General features: G+C 32.5%; 14 protein-coding genes and 1 pseudogene. 2 read left to right on the top strand and 13 right to left on the bottom strand.

All coding sequences use genetic code 11. From position 1 onward, the window contains the following. Nucleotides 1-35: 35 nt before the first annotated feature. Entirely contained in the window at nucleotides 36-878 is an 843-nt protein-coding gene (locus tag CPG45_RS06990; RefSeq protein ID WP_096231231.1) for a fumarate hydratase, read from the bottom strand. A 166-nt stretch (nucleotides 879-1044) separates the two neighbouring features. Between CPG45_RS06990 and CPG45_RS18180 the strand changes: the two are divergent. Then, a pseudogene (locus CPG45_RS18180) lies at nucleotides 1045-1236 on the top strand (glutaredoxin family protein); the annotation flags it as partial. A 22-nt stretch (nucleotides 1237-1258) separates the two neighbouring features. Here CPG45_RS18180 and CPG45_RS06980 read toward each other — a convergent pair. The 6 genes from CPG45_RS06980 to pflB all read right to left on the bottom strand — a co-directional run bounded on the left by CPG45_RS06980 (nucleotide 1259) and on the right by pflB (nucleotide 14430). After that, nucleotides 1259-3067: a CehA/McbA family metallohydrolase gene (locus tag CPG45_RS06980; RefSeq protein WP_157732343.1), complete on the bottom strand. Its 1809-nt coding sequence runs from the start codon at nucleotides 3065-3067 to the stop codon at nucleotides 1259-1261. Between the two features lie 137 nt (nucleotides 3068-3204). Continuing rightward, entirely contained in the window at nucleotides 3205-4425 is a 1221-nt protein-coding gene (locus CPG45_RS06975) for a CehA/McbA family metallohydrolase domain-containing protein (protein ID WP_096231228.1), read from the bottom strand. A gap of 157 nt (nucleotides 4426-4582) precedes the next feature. After that, a complete protein-coding gene (locus CPG45_RS06970) occupies nucleotides 4583-10138 on the bottom strand; it encodes an alpha amylase N-terminal ig-like domain-containing protein (protein WP_096231227.1) in 5556 nt (1851 codons plus the stop codon). A gap of 256 nt (nucleotides 10139-10394) precedes the next feature. Continuing rightward, on the bottom strand, nucleotides 10395-11285 hold the full coding sequence (locus CPG45_RS06965) for an MBL fold metallo-hydrolase (protein WP_096231226.1): 891 nt from the start codon (nucleotides 11283-11285) through the stop codon (nucleotides 10395-10397). A 140-nt stretch (nucleotides 11286-11425) separates the two neighbouring features. Beyond that, nucleotides 11426-12154 (bottom strand): pyruvate formate-lyase-activating protein, encoded by a 729-nt coding sequence (gene pflA, locus CPG45_RS06960; RefSeq protein WP_096231225.1) that lies wholly within the window; start codon nucleotides 12152-12154, stop codon nucleotides 11426-11428. Nucleotides 12155-12201: 47 nt separating this feature from the next. Next, nucleotides 12202-14430 (bottom strand): formate C-acetyltransferase, encoded by a 2229-nt coding sequence (gene pflB / locus CPG45_RS06955; protein ID WP_096231224.1) that lies wholly within the window; start codon nucleotides 14428-14430, stop codon nucleotides 12202-12204. Between the two features lie 428 nt (nucleotides 14431-14858). Between pflB and CPG45_RS06950 the strand changes: the two genes are divergently transcribed. After that, nucleotides 14859-15584 carry a pseudouridine synthase gene (locus tag CPG45_RS06950; RefSeq protein ID WP_096231223.1) on the top strand — a complete coding sequence of 242 codons (726 nt, stop codon included), beginning with the start codon at nucleotides 14859-14861 and terminating at the stop codon, nucleotides 15582-15584. A 16-nt stretch (nucleotides 15585-15600) separates the two neighbouring features. Here CPG45_RS06950 and CPG45_RS06945 read toward each other — a convergent pair whose 3' ends face one another. The 6 genes from CPG45_RS06945 to ymfI all read right to left on the bottom strand — a co-directional run bounded on the left by CPG45_RS06945 (nucleotide 15601) and on the right by ymfI (nucleotide 21099). After that, entirely contained in the window at nucleotides 15601-16623 is a 1023-nt protein-coding gene (locus tag CPG45_RS06945; RefSeq protein ID WP_096231222.1) for a glycoside hydrolase family protein, read from the bottom strand. 28 nt (nucleotides 16624-16651) lie between these two features. Then, complete coding sequence (locus tag CPG45_RS06940; protein ID WP_096231221.1) at nucleotides 16652-17824, bottom strand: glycosyltransferase family 4 protein; 1173 nt, start codon at nucleotides 17822-17824, stop codon at nucleotides 16652-16654. Between the two features lie 14 nt (nucleotides 17825-17838). Then, entirely contained in the window at nucleotides 17839-18873 is a 1035-nt protein-coding gene (locus tag CPG45_RS06935; RefSeq protein WP_096231220.1) for a nucleotidyltransferase family protein, read from the bottom strand. 270 nt (nucleotides 18874-19143) lie between these two features. Then, nucleotides 19144-20037, bottom strand: a complete 894-nt coding sequence (locus CPG45_RS06930) for a 1,2-beta-oligomannan phosphorylase (protein ID WP_096231219.1) — start codon at nucleotides 20035-20037, stop codon at nucleotides 19144-19146. Nucleotides 20038-20049: 12 nt separating this feature from the next. Further along, the gene (locus tag CPG45_RS06925) at nucleotides 20050-20160 is read right to left on the bottom strand and encodes a hypothetical protein (protein WP_157732443.1); all 111 of its coding nucleotides are present in this window, start codon (nucleotides 20158-20160) and stop codon (nucleotides 20050-20052) included. Between the two features lie 201 nt (nucleotides 20161-20361). Continuing rightward, the gene (ymfI, locus tag CPG45_RS06920) at nucleotides 20362-21099 is read right to left on the bottom strand and encodes an elongation factor P 5-aminopentanone reductase (protein WP_096231218.1); all 738 of its coding nucleotides are present in this window, start codon (nucleotides 21097-21099) and stop codon (nucleotides 20362-20364) included. Nucleotides 21100-21202: the final 103 nt, after the last annotated feature.

Raw genomic sequence — 21202 nt, 5'->3', positions numbered from 1 at the left:
GCATATTTTATTAATTAACATTTTAAAAACATTTATTATAATGTCGCACTTGCGTGCCTTGTTACATGGCATCCGATATTAACCGCAACAGGAAGACACGCAATATGCGTTGGATACTTTTCTATGTTAACCGCAAGTGCCGTTGTAGTTCCTCCTAGTCCTTGTGGGCCTATTCCAAGCTTGTTAATTTTTTCAAGTAGCTCAATTTCTAAGCTTTTAATATCTTCATCATCGTTATTTACGCCGATTGGTCTTAAAAGCGCTTTTTTAGCTAATAATGGAGCATATTCAAAATTGCCACCAATACCAACACCGACGATTAGAGGTGGGCATGCATTAGGTCCAGCTGCTTCAACAGTATCCAGGATAAATTTCTTTACACCTTCAATACCATCAGAGGGTTTAAGCATTTTTAATGCACTCATGTTTTCGCTTCCAGCACCCTTAGGTGCAACTGTAATAGACAATTTATCTCCACCAACAATATTATAGTGTATAATAGCTGGAGTATTATCATTTGTATTCATTCTAATGATCGGATCACCGACCATAGATTTTCTTAAAAATCCTTTATTGTATCCATTCCTTACACCCTCATTAATGGCTTCTTTCAGACTGCCGTTTACAATATGGACATCTTGTCCTATTTCAACAAAAACCACTGCAATACCTGTATCCTGGCATATAGGAATTTCTCTTTTTTTCGCCACTTCTGCATTTTCTATTATATTTTTAAGTATAGAAACACCAAGCTTACTTTCCTCTTTTTTCTCCCTTTCCTTTAAATTATCAAAAATATCCTCCGGTAAATTATAGTTTGCATCGATACATAATTTTTCAACTATATCTGAAATCAATTTCGCATCTATTTTTCTCATATATACACCCCATTATAATTCTACTTACTATTTAATAATACTACATTTATAGACTTTTTTTAATAAAATTTTGTGTTTTTATATTGTTATTATATAATTAAATTCGAGGTGATTATTTATGGAAAAAATAATAATGTATACTCTTCCGACATGACCCGACTGTGTTGAAGCGAAAAGGTTCTTTTCGCAAAACAAAGTAGATTATGAAGAAAGGGACTGCACAAAAGATGTTTATAGGAGCGAACTTATGAATAAATATAAGCGAAGATTAGTCCCAACATTTATCTACAAAGGTGAAGTTATAACTGGTTTTGCGCAAAATAAAAGCTTAATAAAGAAATTATTAAACATAAGTTAAAAGATGTCCTTATGGACATCTTTTAATAGCTCGAATTTTGTACTGTGAAAATATATTCATTACCGCTATCAGAATACATAGAATCAAAAAATTCATTATATCGTAATCCAATATTATCTTTATTATCTTTTTCTTCTTTGATAAATATGTTTTTCTTTGAATTTGCTTTCAATCTAATTTTAAATTGCGTAACAGCACTTATCATGCTACGAACTCTTAAAATATAGTTTTTATATTTTTTATTTTCAATATATTCTTTTAGCAAAAGAGCCTCTTTGTCCCATGATATATTTTTATTTGAAAAATATTCGGGGTAGAGGTCATATTTTACAATTAATTTATCGCCACTTTCTTCAAATACGACATTCATGACTTTATATTCGTGCATTTCGCCTCTTTTAAGCCATAATGCAACTTCTTTCATTCTCTCAGGTGACCTTTCTTGATTTATGAATGTATTATCTTTCATTACCATAGAAACAAAATTTATTTTATTACCATTATCATCTGTTAAATAAAAATCTTTTGTATCAGGGCTTATTAAAATTTCCGTTTGTATAACACCGTCATATTCTTTATTATCAAAATTATATAATGTTAAATGATTTTTACTAATTTCTTCACTGCCAATTTTTAATAATAATTCATTAATAAGCATCATTAAAATTTTTTCAATCAGCTGAAGCCTTTTTGTATTTTCATAAAACAAAAAGTCAGTCGATTTATTTGCCAATTCCTCATCATTAATATTTTCTATAATAAACTGTTTAAGCCATTTTATATAGGCATCAATATAATTATCGTTAAATTTATAGTCAGAAATAAGTCTCTCGATAATTGAAAAATAATGTTTTACCCTTTCATTATTCTTATAGATTAATCCATTTTCTAATAAATTATTTCTCACATCATGATTTCCCATTCTGTCTTTTATGCCGGAAACCCATATCGGAGAAGAAGCCGCCCATGCATTACCATTTTTAACAAATATCCAATATGGCCCATTCATCATAGGTTTAAAACTTCCTTCACTACCTTTAAATGCATCAAGAGGTGTGTCCCCGTAGTACAGTATTACATCTGAATTTTGTGGACATTTCCAATAAATATATTTATCACCACTTGAAATCAATGTATCTCCCATAATATAATCCTCAGAATAAAGTTCTATCAAAAGGTCTCCAGCACAAGAATATGTATGCCCGGACTTTATTGCATTAATTGCCGTTTCAGTGTTTAATTCCTTATTTTGAGGTATAAAAACTCCTGTCCACGCTTTTCCAAATGTAAATGAATAATGGCAGTCTGTGTTTGCGAATGCTGCAAGTTTATGCCTTAATAAAAGGTAAGCCTTATAAGTTTTTATACCATTACATATGCTGTCTTCTTTATAACTTAATGCATCATGACCGCTATTTAAAATTTCTATGCCATCAATACCAGGTACTAAATTAATTTGCCATTTACAGTTATTATTATCGGGATGTGCCATAATTCGTAAATTATTATCATTATATAAATTTTTTATTGCGTCTTTAATGTATTCACTGTCAAAAATACTTTTATTTAATAAAACTATATGACCTTTTGCAAATGTTATCTCGTAACCTTGCATAATCAAAGGTAACCCGACATGATTTTTTATTTTTAACGATAATTCTTCCCATGTATTCTGTGTAAGGTTATGATGATGATCTGTTATGCATAATACATCGAGTCCGTATTTTTTTGCGAGTTTATCATAATCACTAACATCCATTTTATCCATATTGTCTGAATATAGTGTATGTAAGTGAAAATCTCCCTTTATAAGCATATATTTTTTAGCCATTATGTCCCCCATCCTATTCGCTTATTCTTATACTGCTCCAAGCATTATTCCTGTCATAAAATACTTTTGTATAAAAAATATAAACTAATATCAGCGGTATAACTGAAATAACTATTGCAGCCATTTTGTGTGCTTTATTAGTCCATAATATTTTCAAATGTATGTTGCGGCATAATATACGATAAGAGCTTTGTCAATAATGTTTTGTTTTCAATATAATGGTTTATTATATATATCATAAATCCCTTAGCTACTCTTATAGCAGTTAAGAGTCTTCTTTTTGTTTCATTATATGCGATATCATAGGATTTACCGGCCAAGTCTTCAATTTCAAGTCTTTCTAAGGAAAACTTTTTTAGCCAGCTATAATAATCTTTCCAAACATTATCATGTACCTGAAATTCAAATAATAATTCTAACATGCAATTTAACCTTTTGTTTAATTTGCAAAGAAATGAATTTTTTCTTATCAAATTAAAAACTTCATCTGATTTAGTTTCAATTCCTTCAACCCATATAGGTGATGACATTGCCATCTCGCAACCTTTTCTAGCTACAATCCAATATGGACCATTCACTGTTGGTGTAATGTAACCACAGTTTTTATGGCTTTTTTCAATTATCATATCTCCATTATATATCATAACTTCTTCAGCATCTTTTGCTGTCCAATATAATTTATTTTCGTTGCCTAATATAGTATCACCCATGATGTATCCATCATCGCTTTGAAATTCAAGGCTTATTCTTCCTGTTGTAGCAAAAGTGCGGTTTCTCTTGATCGCATCTAAAGCATTTTCATTATCTTTTACATATATACCTGTCCATACACGACCGAAATCTACTTTTCTATGGCAGTCTGTATTTGCAAAAGGAGACACCTTTTGTTTCATTAAAAGATATTTCCTATATGATTTTATACCAGTATATTTCCCAGGTTGTTTCCAGTACACCATATCATTTATAACTTCAATTCCATTTATCTCTGGAACCATGTTTCTCTTCCATGACCATATATTATAATCTGGATGGGCTAAAATACGTATATTTTCACTGTTGTACATTTCTTTTATAGCTTCATGTGTTTTTCCAACATCATAATTTTCTTTACCAATGACAAGCATATGCCCATTTAAAAAAGTAAGTTCATATCCCTTTATAATTCTTTTATCATCATCAATTTTTTTATATAATTTATCCCAGTTACCATTTTTTAAACAATAATGATGATCGGTAAGTGCAAGTACATCATATCCATATTTATCTCCAAGCTTTGCATAATCATCTGAATCAAGTTTATCGATATTATCAGAGTACAATGTATGGAGATGCAGGTCAGCTTTTAAAAGCTTATACATATTTTCTCCTCCCAAAAAAAAAGCAAAAACATTTTTACATCTATATTTCTATTATACATTACATTTTTCTTTATTTTGTTAACATTACGTTAAACTTTGCTTATTAATGTAAAAAAGTTGATAAAATAAAAAAATCAGGGGCTTTTCGCCCCGATTTTCAGATATTACCACTTTTGTCAAGCAATCTATATATTACTGCCGCTGCTTCTGCCCTTGTGGCATTGCTCTTTGGCACAAAGAGATTATTTGGTTCACCTTCAAGAATTCCAATCTTTGAGGCATTTGCAACGACATTCTTTGCCCAATCGCTTATCATATTGTCATCATTAAATGTCGTCTTATTTATCTGCTCTTCATTGTATGTCGTAAGTTTTCCATATACTCTCATCGCTATTGCTGCCATTTCTTCGCGTGTTATATTATCGTTTGGTCTCATGTTACTTCCATCGCCAAGTATTATGCCTGCTTTATATGCAGCTTCTATGGCATTTGCATACCAGTCACCAGTCTTTACGTCGCTGAATTCGCCTTTATAGGTTTCTTCTGGTATCCCAAGCAGTCTTGTCATCATTGCTGCATATTCTGCTCTTGTTATTGTCTTATCTGGTACGAAGTTATTTTCGTTTATTCCTTCTACTATTTGCCTTGACGCTAATACTTCTATTACGTCTTTTGCCCAGTGTGTCTTTATGTCATTGAATTTCTTGTCATATTCAAATACTGCATATTGTGAAAAATGCTTCGCATTAAATGTTATTGTATTTTTATCTTTATCTGCCTTTCCTCCTACATACTCCCATTTTCCTGTTGTTTCATTGTAGTAATATACTGCGACTTTCCTTACATCATTTGCTTTTTGTATATTTAATGTTACTTTAACGGGTTTTGTAAATGTTACATTATTATCACCAGATTTTATGCTTATGTCTACTGTATTAGAAAGCACCATGTATTTTTCTACATTTGCTTTTCCATTATCTTTAATGGATACGGTTATGTTATCGCCTACATTATTAAGGTCAAAGGAGTCTTTTGATAATACTAATTGGGTATTATCAGATTTTATGACTATATCTTTTCCACTGTCTTTTGCGGCATTTATTACTTCTTTAGGAATTTTAGCGGCCTTTTCCTTTGTTGTGCCTACCGATGTAAGGTCTATTGTAACTTGGCTTCCTTGTGTATTATTTATGGCAGCTAATGTCTTTGATGCATCAAGTGAGAGTGTCGTTGTATTGCCTGATGCCGAAACTGTACCGAGGTCATTTGTTGTACTGCCATTATTATTTGATAATGAGTTATTTTCAATTGATGAAGGATTACCGCCGTTGTTGTCACCAGATGGATGGTTATTGCCACTTAATGATTCCCTCGTTACATTAAGCACCAAATCCTTTGTAAGCTCTGATATCCGGCCTTTGTCATTGCCATAAACAGATTCATCATTTGGTTCAAAATGTATTGCTATCTTATTTAAACCGTAATCAAGTGAAACATTCTTCGTGAATTTTCCATTATCAGCTTGAACAAAGCTTTCACCATTTATGGTTATCTTAGCACCTTTATATGTATTACCTTTAATTTCTATTGAAGTTGTATCAGAGCTAACAGTACTATTATCTGATGGTGAATAAATGTATAAAGGTATGTCTCTCCATCTTGCAACGGTATCATTTATTACCATTTTATTGTCGCCTTGATTTACAATAGTAACCTTTCTATTGTTTGCAAGCTCGTTTCCATATTCGTCTTTTTCAACTTTGTCCCAGCTGCCTCTTGCATATTTGTACTCTAATTGCGTTCCCTCGTTAAGTGTCAATGTTATACTGTAAGTATTATCTCCTACCTTTGTCATTGCCTGTGCACTTGGATTCCATTGCACATCAGGGAAGCTTCCAACAAGATTTACACCATCAGGGGTATAATCAGGCACTTTTACATTGAAAGTAGCTTGAATCGGCACTATCTTTGGAGTGATAGTTACTGCATTTGACTCAGACCTATTAAATGATAGATCAGCCGCAACAACTTTGTAAGTATATATTGTTCCATTGACAACACTTGTATCTATAAAATTATATACGTCATTTGCGACTGTTGCTATTTTTTCGTAAAAGCCGCCACTACTTCTATATATCTCATATTTATAGATCCCTACATTATCGTTTGCTGGACTCCAACTCAGTGAAACCCTCGATGACTCTATACCTGGCTGTTGTAGTACCGGTACTGTCGGTTTCTCTAAATCATCTGAAGGAACTACTGTGAAAAATTTTACATCTGTCTCCTTCCAATTTTGCCCCTGATCATCTGAGAATCTCATCTTATATTCCCATGTACCTATTTTATCAGGTAAAAAGCTTGCTTTATATTTGTCATTATTACCAGAATCTCCTACATATTCTGCATTAACCCAGATAAAACCGCTGCTATCGGCAACACCATATACACTATTATATACGCTTCCATATACAGAATCACTTACACTATCATACTTATATCCCAGCTGTGCAATCATATTCTGTCCCTGTCCTTGCTTATTTGTGAGCCCATCTGCCCATACTTCCGCATATATGTCTTCTGTTGGATTGTTAACACCTATCATATGGTTACTTGCCACATCCGTAAGGTTACCAACCCATCCGATCGGATATGCCGGATATGCAATAGTATCACTGCTTTTATCGCTCTCATTTCCAACATCATCTTTTGCTGTAATTGCATAAACATATTTCAAACCATTTGTAACAGTTGTATCACTATATGTTGTTGCCTTTATATTTGATGCTATTTTTTCATATAGTCCACCATCAACAGTTGAACGGTAAATATTGTATCCTGATGCACCATCTGATGCAGTCCATGATAAATCAACTTTTCCATTGCCGGGTGTAGCAGTAAGTCCAGTAACAACAGCCGGTGCTGTTAAGTCTTGACCGCTGTCAGAAATAAGCATTACACCGCTCATCGCTGGTATATCCACTACTATCTGTCCATCAATATTTGTATAGGCTTTGCTATCGTTAAGTAAATCTTTAAATGTTACGCCATCTCTTAAGAATTTTGATGTATCTATTGCTATTTGCTTATCTGTATTGCTTCTATTTATAGCAACTATAGCAGCACTGTCAGGATATGCTTTGTCAAAGGCATCTTTTCCATTTATTATTCTTCTACCAATTGCATATACATCATCTTGCGCATAGAGTGTTTCAAGGTCACCTGTCTTAAGAACCTGATTATTATCCCTAATATTTGCAATCGTCTTAAAGAAATCTTGCAAAGAGGTGTCTTCATTGCCCCATGGGAATGTCCTTCTATCATCAGGATCTTTTGCACCAGAAACGCCAGCTTCATCGCCATAATATATATCCGCCATACCAGGATATCCCATCTGGAATATCGCTGCAAGTTTTAGCTTACTTTCAGCAAGATTCTTTTCATCTGTAGAATTAGCATTTGGATCAGCACTGTTGTAACCAAATACAGTTAAAATCCTCATCGTATCGTGGGATCCTAAAAGATTCATTGTAGAATAAAACGCCGGAAGTGGATATCTCTCATATATACTCGTTAATCTCTGATCAAGTTTCGATGCATCTATCGGGTTGTGCATACCGTTGCCATCGTCAAATTGTTTACCAATCAAGAAATCAATTACAGCATTCCTAAATTGATAATTCATTACTGAGTTGAATGAATCACCAAGCAAATCTAAAGATGCATCGCCCCAGTTTTCCGCAACCATCGGTGCTTCTGGTTTAACCGAATTTATTGCGTCCCTAAAATGTGTCCAAAAATCATGTGCGACCTCATTTTCAACATCAAGCCTCCAACCATCCGCACCATCGTTTGTATTTCCATCTGGATTTAACCAATACTTGGAAATAGCACTTTTGTCATTTATAATGTAATTAGCCCAGCCAGCTACATTATATTCACTTCCATTTAATGCTTGTATAACCGGCAAGCTATCGTAACCCCACCATCCTTCATATGTCCCGTCTGGATTTATTTTATACCAATTGCCATAGGATGATTTTGACTGATCGCCTTGTTTCCATGCTTCATATGCACCAAGTTCAGAATATTTCCCATACCTGTCAAAGTATATGCTGTCATCACTTGTATGGTTAAATACACCATCAAGTATAACTTTCATTCCTTTTGAATGGGCATCCTCCATAAGCTTCTCGAAATCAGCAGCTGTGCCAAACATTGGATCTATCTTTGAATAGTCTGTTGTGTCATATTTATGGTTAGATGGGGAATCAAATATTGGATTTAAGTATATTACATTGACTCCCAAATTCTTTAAGTAATCGAGTTTATCATCTATTCCTTTCAGATCTCCGCCGAAGAAGTCATTTGACCATATTCCGTCACCTTTATAGCCAGGTTTGCCTTTGTCATTAGGATTGTCAGGCAGGTCATTCCAATTACTATGAAGCTCTATAGGGTCGTTACCACGGCTCAATGTTTTCGCTTGATCATTTGATGTATCACCATTGAAAAACCTATCTGGGAATATCTGATACATCACCGCACCTTTCATCCAATCTGGAGTATCAAAATTCTTGTCATACACTGTTAATTCAAAGTCTTTATTGACTGTATCTGTGGCTTTACCTACACCACCAAGCTGTTCATCATTATCACCATAATATGCTGTTTTTGTTCCATCTTTAAGGATAAAGTAATACCATATACGTGTTGGATGATCAAAACTTAATTTTACTTCCCAATATTCATATTGACCATCTGGACTCTCGCCAATCTTCGTCATAGGTACTTCGGTTCTTGTCTTATCTATTTCATCCCAATAGGAGATTTTTGCTGACTCTAAATCATGATTTTTGGCCTGTAATCTTAAGGTAACCGTTTGCCCTTCCTTTATAGCTCCAAAAGGGCATCTAAAGAATGGATCATGTGTATCATGTTTTAAACTATCATAATATATGTTGTTGTCAGATCCTGTAAGCGCCGGATTGTAGTTTGTAGTTATCGCATGTGTCGTTGAGTTGTAATAGAATGTTATGTCTGTATCATATGCAACATTTAATGGTATATTATCATTAGAAATCCCGTATTTTGGATCACCATATATTCCGTTATTATTGTTCCAATCATTACCTAAAATAACCTTATATTCATAATATCCCTTCGGCACATGTGCAGTATATTCATAAACGTTATCAAAATTGTCATCTGTCATTATTGCAGTAGATGAAGCAGGATCCCAATCCTTTCCTGCACCAATTGCTGATTGAATCGTGCCAGCAAGCCTTGGAAGTTTATCCTGTGGTATCTGTGTATACTTTGTTGAATCCGTAACACTTGATGTCTTATAATTAAACCAAAATGTTACAGCTGTATCTTTATCAAGGTGAAATTTTAAATTGCCCTGCGCAGGTATTCCTCCGCCATCCCATGAGTGGTTTAGTGCAACTTTGTACTCATAATCGCCTGCTTTTAAAGGCGATTGTGTTGTATATTCGTATAATCCATTGCCTTTGTCTATCATTACTGTTATTGTGCTGTCAACTTTCCAATCATCTGTATCACCAAGTTGCTTCTGAAAATTACCAACGATATTTGCTACTACAGTTGTTGGCTCCTGTGCTTTTACATATTGTGCTGGTATTGAACTAAATACCGTTGTAAATATCAAAAAAAATGCTAGTAAAAAGCTTAAGTACTTCTTCTTAAACAAAATCTATACCCCCTCGTTTTAAAATAATTATTAAAGATTAAACTATTATTTCAAATTGTTATTTTATCACCACCTTTGCGCAACCGTTTTATCATAACTTAAAAAAATAATTTAAAAAGAATAACTAAAATTAAACTTGCAATTTTGCGCAATTTTTTGCGCAATCGATTTCTCTGCAAATATTATAATATGCATTACAATTAATGTCAATATATAATTTTGAATCGGCATCATATGTAATGCACCAAAAAAACCGTCATTTGCAATAATAATAGACTTCACCATTTTCAATGGAATGAGCAATTTGATTTTTATCACTCAAATATGAAATAAAAGCAGAAACAGATGAAAAATAAATATAATACTGATTAAAATTAAGTGGCAGGTCATTAAGTATAATTATGCTTTGAAGCAAGCTCTCTTTTGTCTGAGGCTCACCCAATATTTCAAGTATCATCTCTATATTTTTATTTATATTTGAAATATTTAAATCAACAAGTTTTATAAGCTCATCTTTATTTATTACTCTATCAATATGGCTAATCAAAAAATAATCCGCATCAATTTCTTTTAAATTATTAAGCGTCTCAATGCTCTTTTCTATATTAAATAAATATGGTAAAGAGTATTTCCCAATTATATTTTCACTGAAAATGCTATCACCCAAAAAGCAAACTCTATCAGGTGTCACTACACCAATTTGTTCTATAGAATGCCCTGGCAATGGAACTATCTCAATCTTTTCGTCACCTATCTTGTTTATGCCATAATCAGGTATAAAATCAACTGTAAAAGTCTTTTTGCATGTGCCAAGTTCTTTTATAGGATATGCCGAAAACAATATGATATCTCTTAACTCCGGATTCTCGATATAAATGCGCTCCTTTTTTGACGCATATACTTCAATGCCAGGATAAGTTGTCTGAAAATATATATTTCCGCCACAATGATCGAGATGATTATGCGTATTAATTATATATTTTGGATGCAAGCCATTTTCTGATAATACATTGTCAGCTCTTCGAGCTTGACCATTATTAATACCTGTATCAATCAATAGGCAGTTTTTGTTTTTAAATGTATATACACCAATATTTGTTGAGTTATCTATATAATAGGTATTGCGGTTAATCTTATTAAGCACCATAAAAATTCCTCCAGAATATTTATTATCTTATCCTCAGTATATTTTACACCCCTTCTTTATTTAAATCAAAACATTACATTTTCTGCTAATTCCATATTCAAACTTATTAAAAAACCCCCATGGATTACCATGAGGTTTTTCTAAACTACCTTCAAATTTCTTTTTCTAAATACTTCTTTAATTTCTTCTATTTTTTTTGTATCAGGAGGATTTATTCCTTTCAATTTATATGGTATCCCAAGTGCATCATATTTATACACACCCATTTTATGATATGGGAGTATTTCTACTTTTTCGACATTTTTAAGCGTTGAAACATATTCTGCAAGCTTCTCTATTTCGTCTATATCATCTGTTATTCCCTGTACTATTACATGTCTTATCCATACCGGTTTATTTTTTTCTGAAAGATATTCTGCAAAATTTAATGTTTTTTTATTTGATACACCTGTCAATTTCATATGCTCATTATCATCAATATGTTTAATGTCAAGCAAAACAAGGTCTATATATTGCATGAGCTTTTCTACTTTGTCTAAATCAACAAAACCCGATGTATCAAGTGCAGTGTGAATCTCCATCATTTTAAGTTTTTTAAATAATTCTGTGCAGAATTCTGTCTGTAGTGTTGGTTCTCCACCCGTTACAGTAACACCACCATGTGATGCCTTCATATATGGTATATTTCTCTTAATATCCTCAACTATTTCGTCAACTGAAATAGTCTTTCCGCCGTGTAGATCCCAGGTGTCAGGGTTATGGCAGTATGCACATCTTAATTGGCAGCCTTGCATGAATATTACGTACCTTATACCTGGCCCATCTACTGTGCCACATGTTTCAATTGAATGAATTCTACCTTTAACCATGACACCATCTCCTTTTTAAATCTGTAGAATAACATTTTGTCTGAAGACTACATTTTTTCGTGGAATGTTCGTGAAATAACTTCCAACTGCTGTTCTTTTGTTAATTTATTAAAGTTTACCGCATAACCTGATACTCTAATTGTAAGCTGAGGGTATTTTTCAGGATGTTCTATCGCATCAAGTAAAGTATCTCTATTTAAAACATTGACATTTATATGATGTCCCGTTTTAAACACATATCCATCAAGGAGCCCTACAAGATTATTAACTTTATCGTCATCTTCTTTACCAAGAGCATTTGGAACAATCGAAAATGTATATGATATTCCGTCAAGAGAACTGTCATATGGTATCTTTGCAACGGAATTCATTGAAGCTATAGCACCTTTGGTATCTCTTCCATGCATTGGATTCGCACCCGGTGCAAATGGCTCACCAGCTTTCCTTCCGTCTGGTGTGGAACCTGTCTTTTTGCCATACACGACATTTGATGTAATTGTTAGTACTGATAAAGTCGGTATTGAATTTCTATATGTCTTATGCTTCCTAAGTTTATTCATAAACCTTTCTACAATATCCACTGCTATCGAATCAACTCTATCATCATCATTCCCATACTTCGGGAAATCTCCTTCTACTTCATAATCAACTGCAATGCCATTTTCATCTCTTATGGTTCTAACTTTAGCATACTTTATTGCACTTAGTGAATCTGCCGCAACTGATAAACCAGCTATTCCAAATGCCATTGTCCTTACAATGTCTCTGTCATGTAATGCCATGAGAGACCTTTCATATGCGTATTTGTCATGCATATAATGGATGATATTCATCGTCTTTACATATACTTTTGCAAGCCATTCAAGCATATTATCATATGCTGCCATTACCTCATCGTAATCAAGATATTCTGATGTGACAGGCTTAAATTTGGGTGCGACTTGTGTTTTATATCTTTCATCAATCCCTCCATTTATAGCGTATAATAATGCCTTTGCAAGATTTGCACGAGCACCAAAGAACTGCATTTGTTTACCGGTCTTCATTGCAGATACACAGCATGCAATGCTATAATCATCGCCATATATTGGTCTCATGAGATCGTCACTTTCATATTGTATGGAACTAGTATCTATTGACACTTTAGCACAGAACTTTTTAAAGTTTTCAGGTAGATTCTCTGACCACAAAACTGTCAGATTTGGCTCTGGTGCAGGTCCGAGGTTATATAGTGTATTGAGTATCCTAAAAGAGTTTTTCGTTACTAATGGTCTTCCATCAACACCGATGCCGCCTATTGACTCAGTAACCCATACAGGGTCACCACTAAATAGCTCATTATATTCTGGTGTCCTTAAAAATCTCACCATTCTCAATTTCATAACAAAATGATCCATTAATTCCTGTGCTTCTTTTTCTGTTAATTTACCCTCCTGCAAGTCTCTTTCAATATATATGTCAAGGAATGTTGATACTCTACCAAGTGACATAGCCGCACCATTTTGTTCTTTAACTGCAGCAAGATAACCGAAATATGTCCATTGTATAGCCTCTTTTGCGTTTTCTGCAGGCTTTGATATATCATAGCCATACATCTTCGCCATTTCTTTCATTTCATTTAAAGCCTTAATCTGCTCTGATAGCTCTTCTCTTAGCTTAATCGTCGCCTCATCAAATTCATCATAATCTAGTTCAAGCTTCTCTTTCTCTTTTTCTTCAATAAGTCTATCTATGCCGTATAAAGCAACTCTTCTGTAGTCTCCTATAATTCTTCCACGTCCATATGCATCTGGAAGTCCTGTTATTATGCCTGCATGCCTTGCAGCCCTTATTTCAGGTGTATATGCATCAAAAACACCTTCATTGTGTGTCTTTCTATAGTTCGTAAATATTTCGTCTACTTCTGGATCTACCTTATATCCGTATGCTTCACAAGAGCTTTTGACCATCCTTATACCGCCGTACGGCATAATTGCTCTTTTAAGCGGTGCATCTGTCTGAAGACCCACGATCTCTTCAAGTTCCCTATCAATATATCCTGCTTTATGAGATGTTATAGAAGATACTATCTTTGTATCAACATCAAGTACACCTTTATTTAGCTCTTCCTTCATTAAATTAAGAACTTTATTCCATAGCTTCATTGTCTTTTCTGTTGGTCCTTCTAAAAAACTTTCATCGCCTTCATATAACGTATAATTCTTTTGTATAAAATCGCGGACATCTATGTTTTTTTGCCAGTTGCCTTCTTTAAATCCGTTCCAAGCTTTATTCATATAGAACTCCTCCTATAATTTATACTATGATTAAATTATAACCACTATGTTCTTTGTAGTCAATATACTGTATACAGTTCAGAATATTAAAATATTTTAAAACTTATATTTATTGTCTACAAGTAGTCTTCAATAGATTTTAAAAATCTGTCATGTACATTTGATTTATCTGCAATTATAAAATCGTTAACAGACCATAAGTTTTCAAAATTTTACGTTTTCTTATTAATATCTTATTAAAATAATAAATATTTTTTTATTCTGTTAAAAGGATCCTTAATATATAAAATACATTAATTTAATATTTATATACAGGATTAAAGAGTCATTCTTATACCTTGTATTCGCTGTTATCTGAGTTATAATGGTTTAGTAGAAAATTTATTTTATAAATTACGTAAAATAAACTATAAAGGAGTAAATTTTATATGTCAAAAATGAGGATAGATAAACTCTTATCAAATATTGGTATTGGCACTAGGAAGGAAGTCAAAAATTTAATAAAGAATAATCTTGTATCAGTAAACGGCAATATAATAAATGATTCTGGATTAATTGTTGATACTGATATTGATAAAATTTTATTTGAAGATAAACCGATCGTTTATAAAGAGTACATTTATATAATGTTGAACAAGCCAAAGGGTGTTGTAAGCGCTACATATGACCCGGTTGAAAAGACAGTCATTGATTTATTATCAGAAGAATTAAAAGCTCGTAAAGTTTTCCCCGTCGGAAGGCTTGATAAGGATACTGAAGGACTTCTCCTTCTTACTAACGATGGGCAACTCGCACATAGATTATTATCACCCAAAAAGGATGTTTTTAAAAAATATTATGCTGAAGTATCTGGTTATGTAGATGAAGATGACATGCAGACATTTAATGAAGGTATAGTCCTCGATGATGGCTATAAAACACTTCCCGCAAAACTTGAAATACTATCATCTGGTGGTACATCGAAAGTTTATGTATATATAAAAGAAGGTAAATATCATCAGGTGAAGAGAATGTTTGAAACATTAGGAGATAAAGTTATATATCTAAAAAGACTTTCTATGGGCAGCCTTTATCTCGATAAAAATTTAAAAACTGGTGAATGGAGAGAATTAAATGATGATGAAATAGATTTATTGAAAAAAATTGTTTATTAATGCGTCTTGAATTCTCTCATATTGTCACACAATGTGAAATTATTATTGAGGTGATGCTTTCGGCACCTTGATTTAAATTTACACCATTTTTTGTTATTGCATCATAGCATCCACCACTTATGTCGTCATACAAGCTAATCCCTTTGGAATTTTTACCGTAATACCATTCATTACAATCTATCGCTCTTTTTTTGTATTTTTCGTTATTTATTATTTTGTACGCTTCTAAATACATTAAAGCCATACCATATGCCTCTACAGGTTGCTCATCATATTCTGCGACTTCATGGCCTTTTTTATACCATCCATTACAGCCTATAGCTTTAAAATATCCATGCCTAAAACATATGGAATCTAAAAAGTCCAAACTTTCAATAGCAACATCAAGTATTTTTCTATTTTCTATAATAGAATAAGATTTTAATAATGATAATGGAATGATTCCATTATCATATGAAATAATATCTTCATACCATTTCCAATCGCTGCTTGAATGAATTTCATACTCATTTAAAATATCGTTAACCAATTTATTAATATACTTTAATACTTGTTCCTTATTCCATATTGTACCATATTTATAAATATAATATAGGCCAATAAGGGTATATGCTTTTCCCCTTATGTAACACAAATCATTAATATTCTTTAATGCTCTATCGATCATCAATATTGCTGCAGTTTTTATGTTATCCGGTATCGCAGCTTTTAATAAATAGCTTGCTGCCCATAAGCATCTTCCAAAGCAGTCCTCGGAAATTGATTCGTCTTTGAATGTTCTATTATAGTTCATAAAATTTCTAAAATATCCATTATTAGATTGTGCATATAAGAGAAACGATACATATTTTATTATAAGTTTTAAATATTTCTCATCTTTATACTTCTCATACAACATTGTCGCTGCAATTATAGCTCTTGAATTATCATCTGTTGTATATCCATGGTTTGGATCAGGTATAGAACCAATTGAGTGCTGCATTATACCAGTATCATCTGTAAGAGTAAAAATATATTGAAAAAGCTTATTAGTTGCCATATGATTCCCCCTGACATAAATGAATATGTTATACCGCCCTTTCGTCCGAATTTACTTCTTCTAAAGTTCTAAAGAACATTTCTACATATTCAAGTGCAACATTATTCCACATCATTGTTTCACCATAAATCTTTATCTTTTCCTCCATTATCCTCTTCTTATCAGGATTATTTATTACAAATTCTATGCATTTTGCAAGTGAATCAGAATCACGAAATTCTGCCAATAGCCCTTTGCCATCGCTTAGAACTTCTTCTGCATATTTATATGGTGTTGATATTATGAGTTTTCCGAGGCCTGCAGCATATGCTAATGTACCACTTACAGCTTGTTCTTTGCCAAGATACGGAGTCATATATATATCAGATAGCTTTAAATATTCTACAATCTCCCTTTTTGTTAAATATTTATTTATAAATTTTACATTGTCGCTTAAATTAAGCCTATTTATAATACTTATGAGTTTATTTCTATATTCTTCACCATGGAGCTTTATGATATTTGGATGTGTCTGACCAAGTATTAAATACAATATATTAGGATATTCATTCTTTACTTTCGCAATTGCTTCTATAGCGTATTCTAATCCCTTTCCTGGACTAATAAGTCCAAATGTACTTATTATATATTTCCCATCATATCCGTATTTTCTTTTCAGACTTTCTTTTGAAATTACTGGTATATTAGGAACGCCATGTGGTAAAACATCTATTTTTTTATCATCTACATTATATATTTCATTTAATAGTGGAATTGTATTTTTCGCCATTGTTATAATTCTAAGGCTTCTCTGACATAATTCCTTCAAGATGTACTTTTGCTTATCTAAGGGATTCGACAATACCGTGTGAAGTGTAACTACATATGGGATTTTTAAATATTTTATTAAATCTAAAATATATTCACCCCATTCACCACCATATATTCCGTATTCATGTTCTATAACAAGCAAATCTATATTTGATTTATTTAATTTATCTGCCAATTTTATATAACTATCCCTATCATTTTGTTGAAGTTCAAATATTACATCATTATCATATTTGTATTCTTGATCACTTATAGCAATCACGTGTGGTGCATTGATAATTTTAATTTTCTTAAGCTCATTTATTAGATCCTGTGTAAATGTAGCAATTCCACATTCTCTTGGTGGATATGTGCTTAAAAATGCAATATTTATTTTTTTATTTGTTTTCATATTTATCACTCCTATCAACTTACAGCATAGTCATCAATATTATTTGTATAAACTGTATCTACAATTTTCCGCATACTTTCAATTATGCTATTTGAAGCCACAACTGCATTTATCAAATTAACACCTTTATTTATTTTTACATTATCCCACAACACACTATGTCTAATTATGCTGTTGCAACCTATTTGTGAATTGTCTCCGATAACAGAATATGGTCCTATTTGTGCCTTTGTTCCTATTTTAACGTTACGGCCTATGTAAACAGGCCCAATTATCTTAACAGAAGGATTGATATTTATATTTTTGTTTTTAATAAAATCTATTTTCGGGTTTACAAATTTACAATTACCTTTAAAGATATCATTGTGAACCTTTTTATATTTTTCAATAGTTCCTATATCTATCCAGTATCCATCATACTTATATGCTGCCATATAATAACCTTTAGATAGTATTTTAGGATATGTTTCCCTCTCAATTGATACAACCGAATCTTTGGGTATTTCATCTAATAGCTTTGGCTCAAACACATAAATTCCAGCATTTATCCATTTAGATGTTGTTTCATATGGCTTAGGTTTCTCTTTAAATGCCTTTATATATCCATCGTCATCAAACTCAATAACCCCATATTGTGATGGATCTTTTACTTCTGTCATAGCAATAGTTGCTAAAGCCTTTTTTGCCTTATGATAATTTACGAGCTCTTTTATATTTAAGTCGCTTACAATATCTGAATTAAGGACAACGAAAGTGTCGTCAAAAAATCTTTCGGCATTTTTTATTGCACCACCTGTACCAAGCGGTATATCTTCTTCTATATAGTCTATTTTTATGCCAAGATTTTCACCATTGCCGAAATAATTTTTAATATAATTTGATTTGTAGCACGTGCTTATTACGACCTCGCATATTCCATGACGTTTTAGATTCAAAATTGTAGACTCTAATAGAGGTCTCCCCATTATGGGTACCATAGGTTTTGGAAGATGATTCGTTAATGGCCTTAGCCTGGTACCTAATCCCCCTGCTAGCAATAAAGCTTTCATTCGAACTCCTCCTTTATTAAGTTTTTTATTTTATTAAAAAATTTGTCGTTAGTATATTGTTAGTTTATTGTAGAATGTTAAACCATGTGAAAAATATGATAGTATTGCATTTTCCGCTGATATTAGCACTCTATGTTAATGGCTGCTAACACTCTTATTATAATCCATATTATTCCTTATGTCAAGAAGTATTATTTTTATGAAAATGTTTTATTAATAAGTAGAAAAAAGATAATAAATAGACCATTATATGATCTATTGGTTTTAAAATTAATCAAACTTAATATCATTTATATTCAACACTGCAACACCTATTACAGTATCTGCACCACCATAGTAAACATATATATTATCGTCTTTTATGGCATTGCCGCAACTAAATACAACATTTGATATATAGCCATTCTTTTCCCATTCTAATTCAGGCTCTAAAATCGGCTCTTTCTGCCTCGCTAAGACTTTAGAAGGATCATTCGTATCGAGTAATGCCGCTCCTAGCCTATAAACATTATTGTCGTCTGCAGCGTGGTAGATTAAAAACCAACCATCTTTTACCTTTATCGGCGGCCCTGCTACACCAACTCTCGCGCTTTCCCATGTGCCTTTAATAGGCTTAATAACAGGTTTGTGACCATACCAGTTTTTTAAATCATTAGAAAAGGCTATCCAAATATCAGGATATCTTCTATGAAACATTACATAATTACCATGAATCTTCTCAGGAAATAGTGTTGCATCTTTATTTGGCTCATCGAGGACAACACCTTTCCTTTCCCAATTAATTAAATTTTTTGATGTAGCTAAGCATATCCTATAATCGTCTTTTGTCCTATCGCCAAAACCCGTATACATCATATAGTAGGTATCGTCTATCTTTACAATTCTTGGGTCTTCGCATCCTCTCAATTCTTGTTCAACGTCATTGCTTAAAACCGGTTTATCAAGCCTCATAAAATTGATACCATCTTTGCTGACAGCATAACCAAGCCTTGAAATATATCTTCCATACTTCATGTGTGGCCCTAAATCTGTAGCCCTGTAGATAAGATGAAATAATCCATTATCATATATTGCAGAGCAATTGAATACTGCTTTTCTTTCCCATTCATGCTCCTTTATTGGTTTCAGTATAGGTTGATCGCTCAATCTTTTTAGCTTTATCAAAATATCCGCTCCTTAAAACGATATTTTATCTTTTTCTATTACTGCAACTCCAATATGAGTATCGTCACCACCATAATATACATAATATTTTTCATTTACTTCAATTGCGCTACAGCTAGATATTACATTCTAGTATTCTTCTATGAAGCAAAACATATTTACCGTTTATTCGCTTAATCATAAATAATATTCCTTTCTATAGCCAAAATGCAATAACTTTATTGGCTTTTTATTTCTTCATCATTTATTAAATTTTTTTCCTAAATGATAGTTGAAGATTTTATATTTATAATTAAAGTAATTTAAGTTAAATTATATAAATACCTATATAAAACCACCATCAATTGTAAGAACCTGTCCTGTTATAAATGAAGCCTCATCCGACAGTAAAAATGATACAGCTTTTGCTATTTCAATAGGAGTGCCGAGTCTTCCAAGTGATGTCTTTGATACTAAATCTTCTTTTACATCCGATGATAAATATTTATTCATATCAGTGTCAACGACACCTGGTGCTATACAGTTAATCCGAATATTAGAAGGTCCTAATTCTTTTGCAAGTGCTTTTGTAAAAGATATTATGCCACCTTTTGCCGCGGAATAATGTACTTCACATGATGCTCCACGTATTCCCCAAATTGATGAAATATTTACGATAACGCCGGATTTTTTTGATAGCATATATTTTAACGCACTTTGTGTACAATTAAATAAACCTTTTAGGTTTGTATCTATCATAGCGTCCCAGTCGTCTACAGTTATGTCCATAAAAGGCTTGATCTGTGCAATACCAGCATTATTAACTAAATAATCGATACGGCCAAAACTATTGTATATAGTTTCCATCATTTGATCTACTTGTTTTCTGTCCTTTATATCTGCTTTAAATATGTCTGCGTAGCCATAATTCTCTTTTATATAATTTTTTAAGTCATTTGCGCTTTTATAATCACTTTTATAATGGATTGCAATACATCCACCTAATTTTGCTAATTCTTTACATATTGCACTTCCTATCCCACCAGATCCGCCTGTTACAACTATAACTTTGCCATTAAGCATAATAACATCCTTTCAAAAATATACCGTCAAAAATATATTATGGCGAAATTATAATAAACATAAGTCTTTTTTATATTTATTATCTATAAATTGATTATATAAA

This window comes from Thermoanaerobacterium sp. RBIITD, assembly GCF_900205865.1.
GTDB lineage: Bacteria > Bacillota > Thermoanaerobacteria > Thermoanaerobacterales > Thermoanaerobacteraceae > Thermoanaerobacterium.
This window is presented reverse-complemented; position numbering and strand designations above follow the sequence as displayed.

What these genes read in the sequence shown, in the direction of transcription:
- CPG45_RS06990 (WP_096231231.1), bottom strand. Translation starts at nt 878, where the DNA reads ATGAGAAAAATAGATGCGAAATTGATTTCAGATATAGTTGAAAAATTA.
- CPG45_RS06980 (WP_157732343.1), bottom strand. Translation starts at nt 3,067, where the DNA reads ATGGCTAAAAAATATATGCTTATAAAGGGAGATTTTCACTTACATACA.
- CPG45_RS06975 (WP_096231228.1), bottom strand. Translation starts at nt 4,425, where the DNA reads ATGTATAAGCTTTTAAAAGCTGACCTGCATCTCCATACATTGTACTCT.
- CPG45_RS06965 (WP_096231226.1), bottom strand. Translation starts at nt 11,285, where the DNA reads ATGGTGCTTAATAAGATTAACCGCAATACCTATTATATAGATAACTCA.
- pflA (WP_096231225.1), bottom strand. Translation starts at nt 12,154, where the DNA reads ATGGTTAAAGGTAGAATTCATTCAATTGAAACATGTGGCACAGTAGAT.
- pflB (WP_096231224.1), bottom strand. Translation starts at nt 14,430, where the DNA reads ATGAATAAAGCTTGGAACGGATTTAAAGAAGGCAACTGGCAAAAAAAC.
- CPG45_RS06950 (WP_096231223.1), top strand. Translation starts at nt 14,859, where the DNA reads ATGTCAAAAATGAGGATAGATAAACTCTTATCAAATATTGGTATTGGC.
- CPG45_RS06945 (WP_096231222.1), bottom strand. Translation starts at nt 16,623, where the DNA reads ATGGCAACTAATAAGCTTTTTCAATATATTTTTACTCTTACAGATGAT.
- CPG45_RS06940 (WP_096231221.1), bottom strand. Translation starts at nt 17,824, where the DNA reads ATGAAAACAAATAAAAAAATAAATATTGCATTTTTAAGCACATATCCA.
- CPG45_RS06935 (WP_096231220.1), bottom strand. Translation starts at nt 18,873, where the DNA reads ATGAAAGCTTTATTGCTAGCAGGGGGATTAGGTACCAGGCTAAGGCCA.
- ymfI (WP_096231218.1), bottom strand. Translation starts at nt 21,099, where the DNA reads ATGCTTAATGGCAAAGTTATAGTTGTAACAGGCGGATCTGGTGGGATA.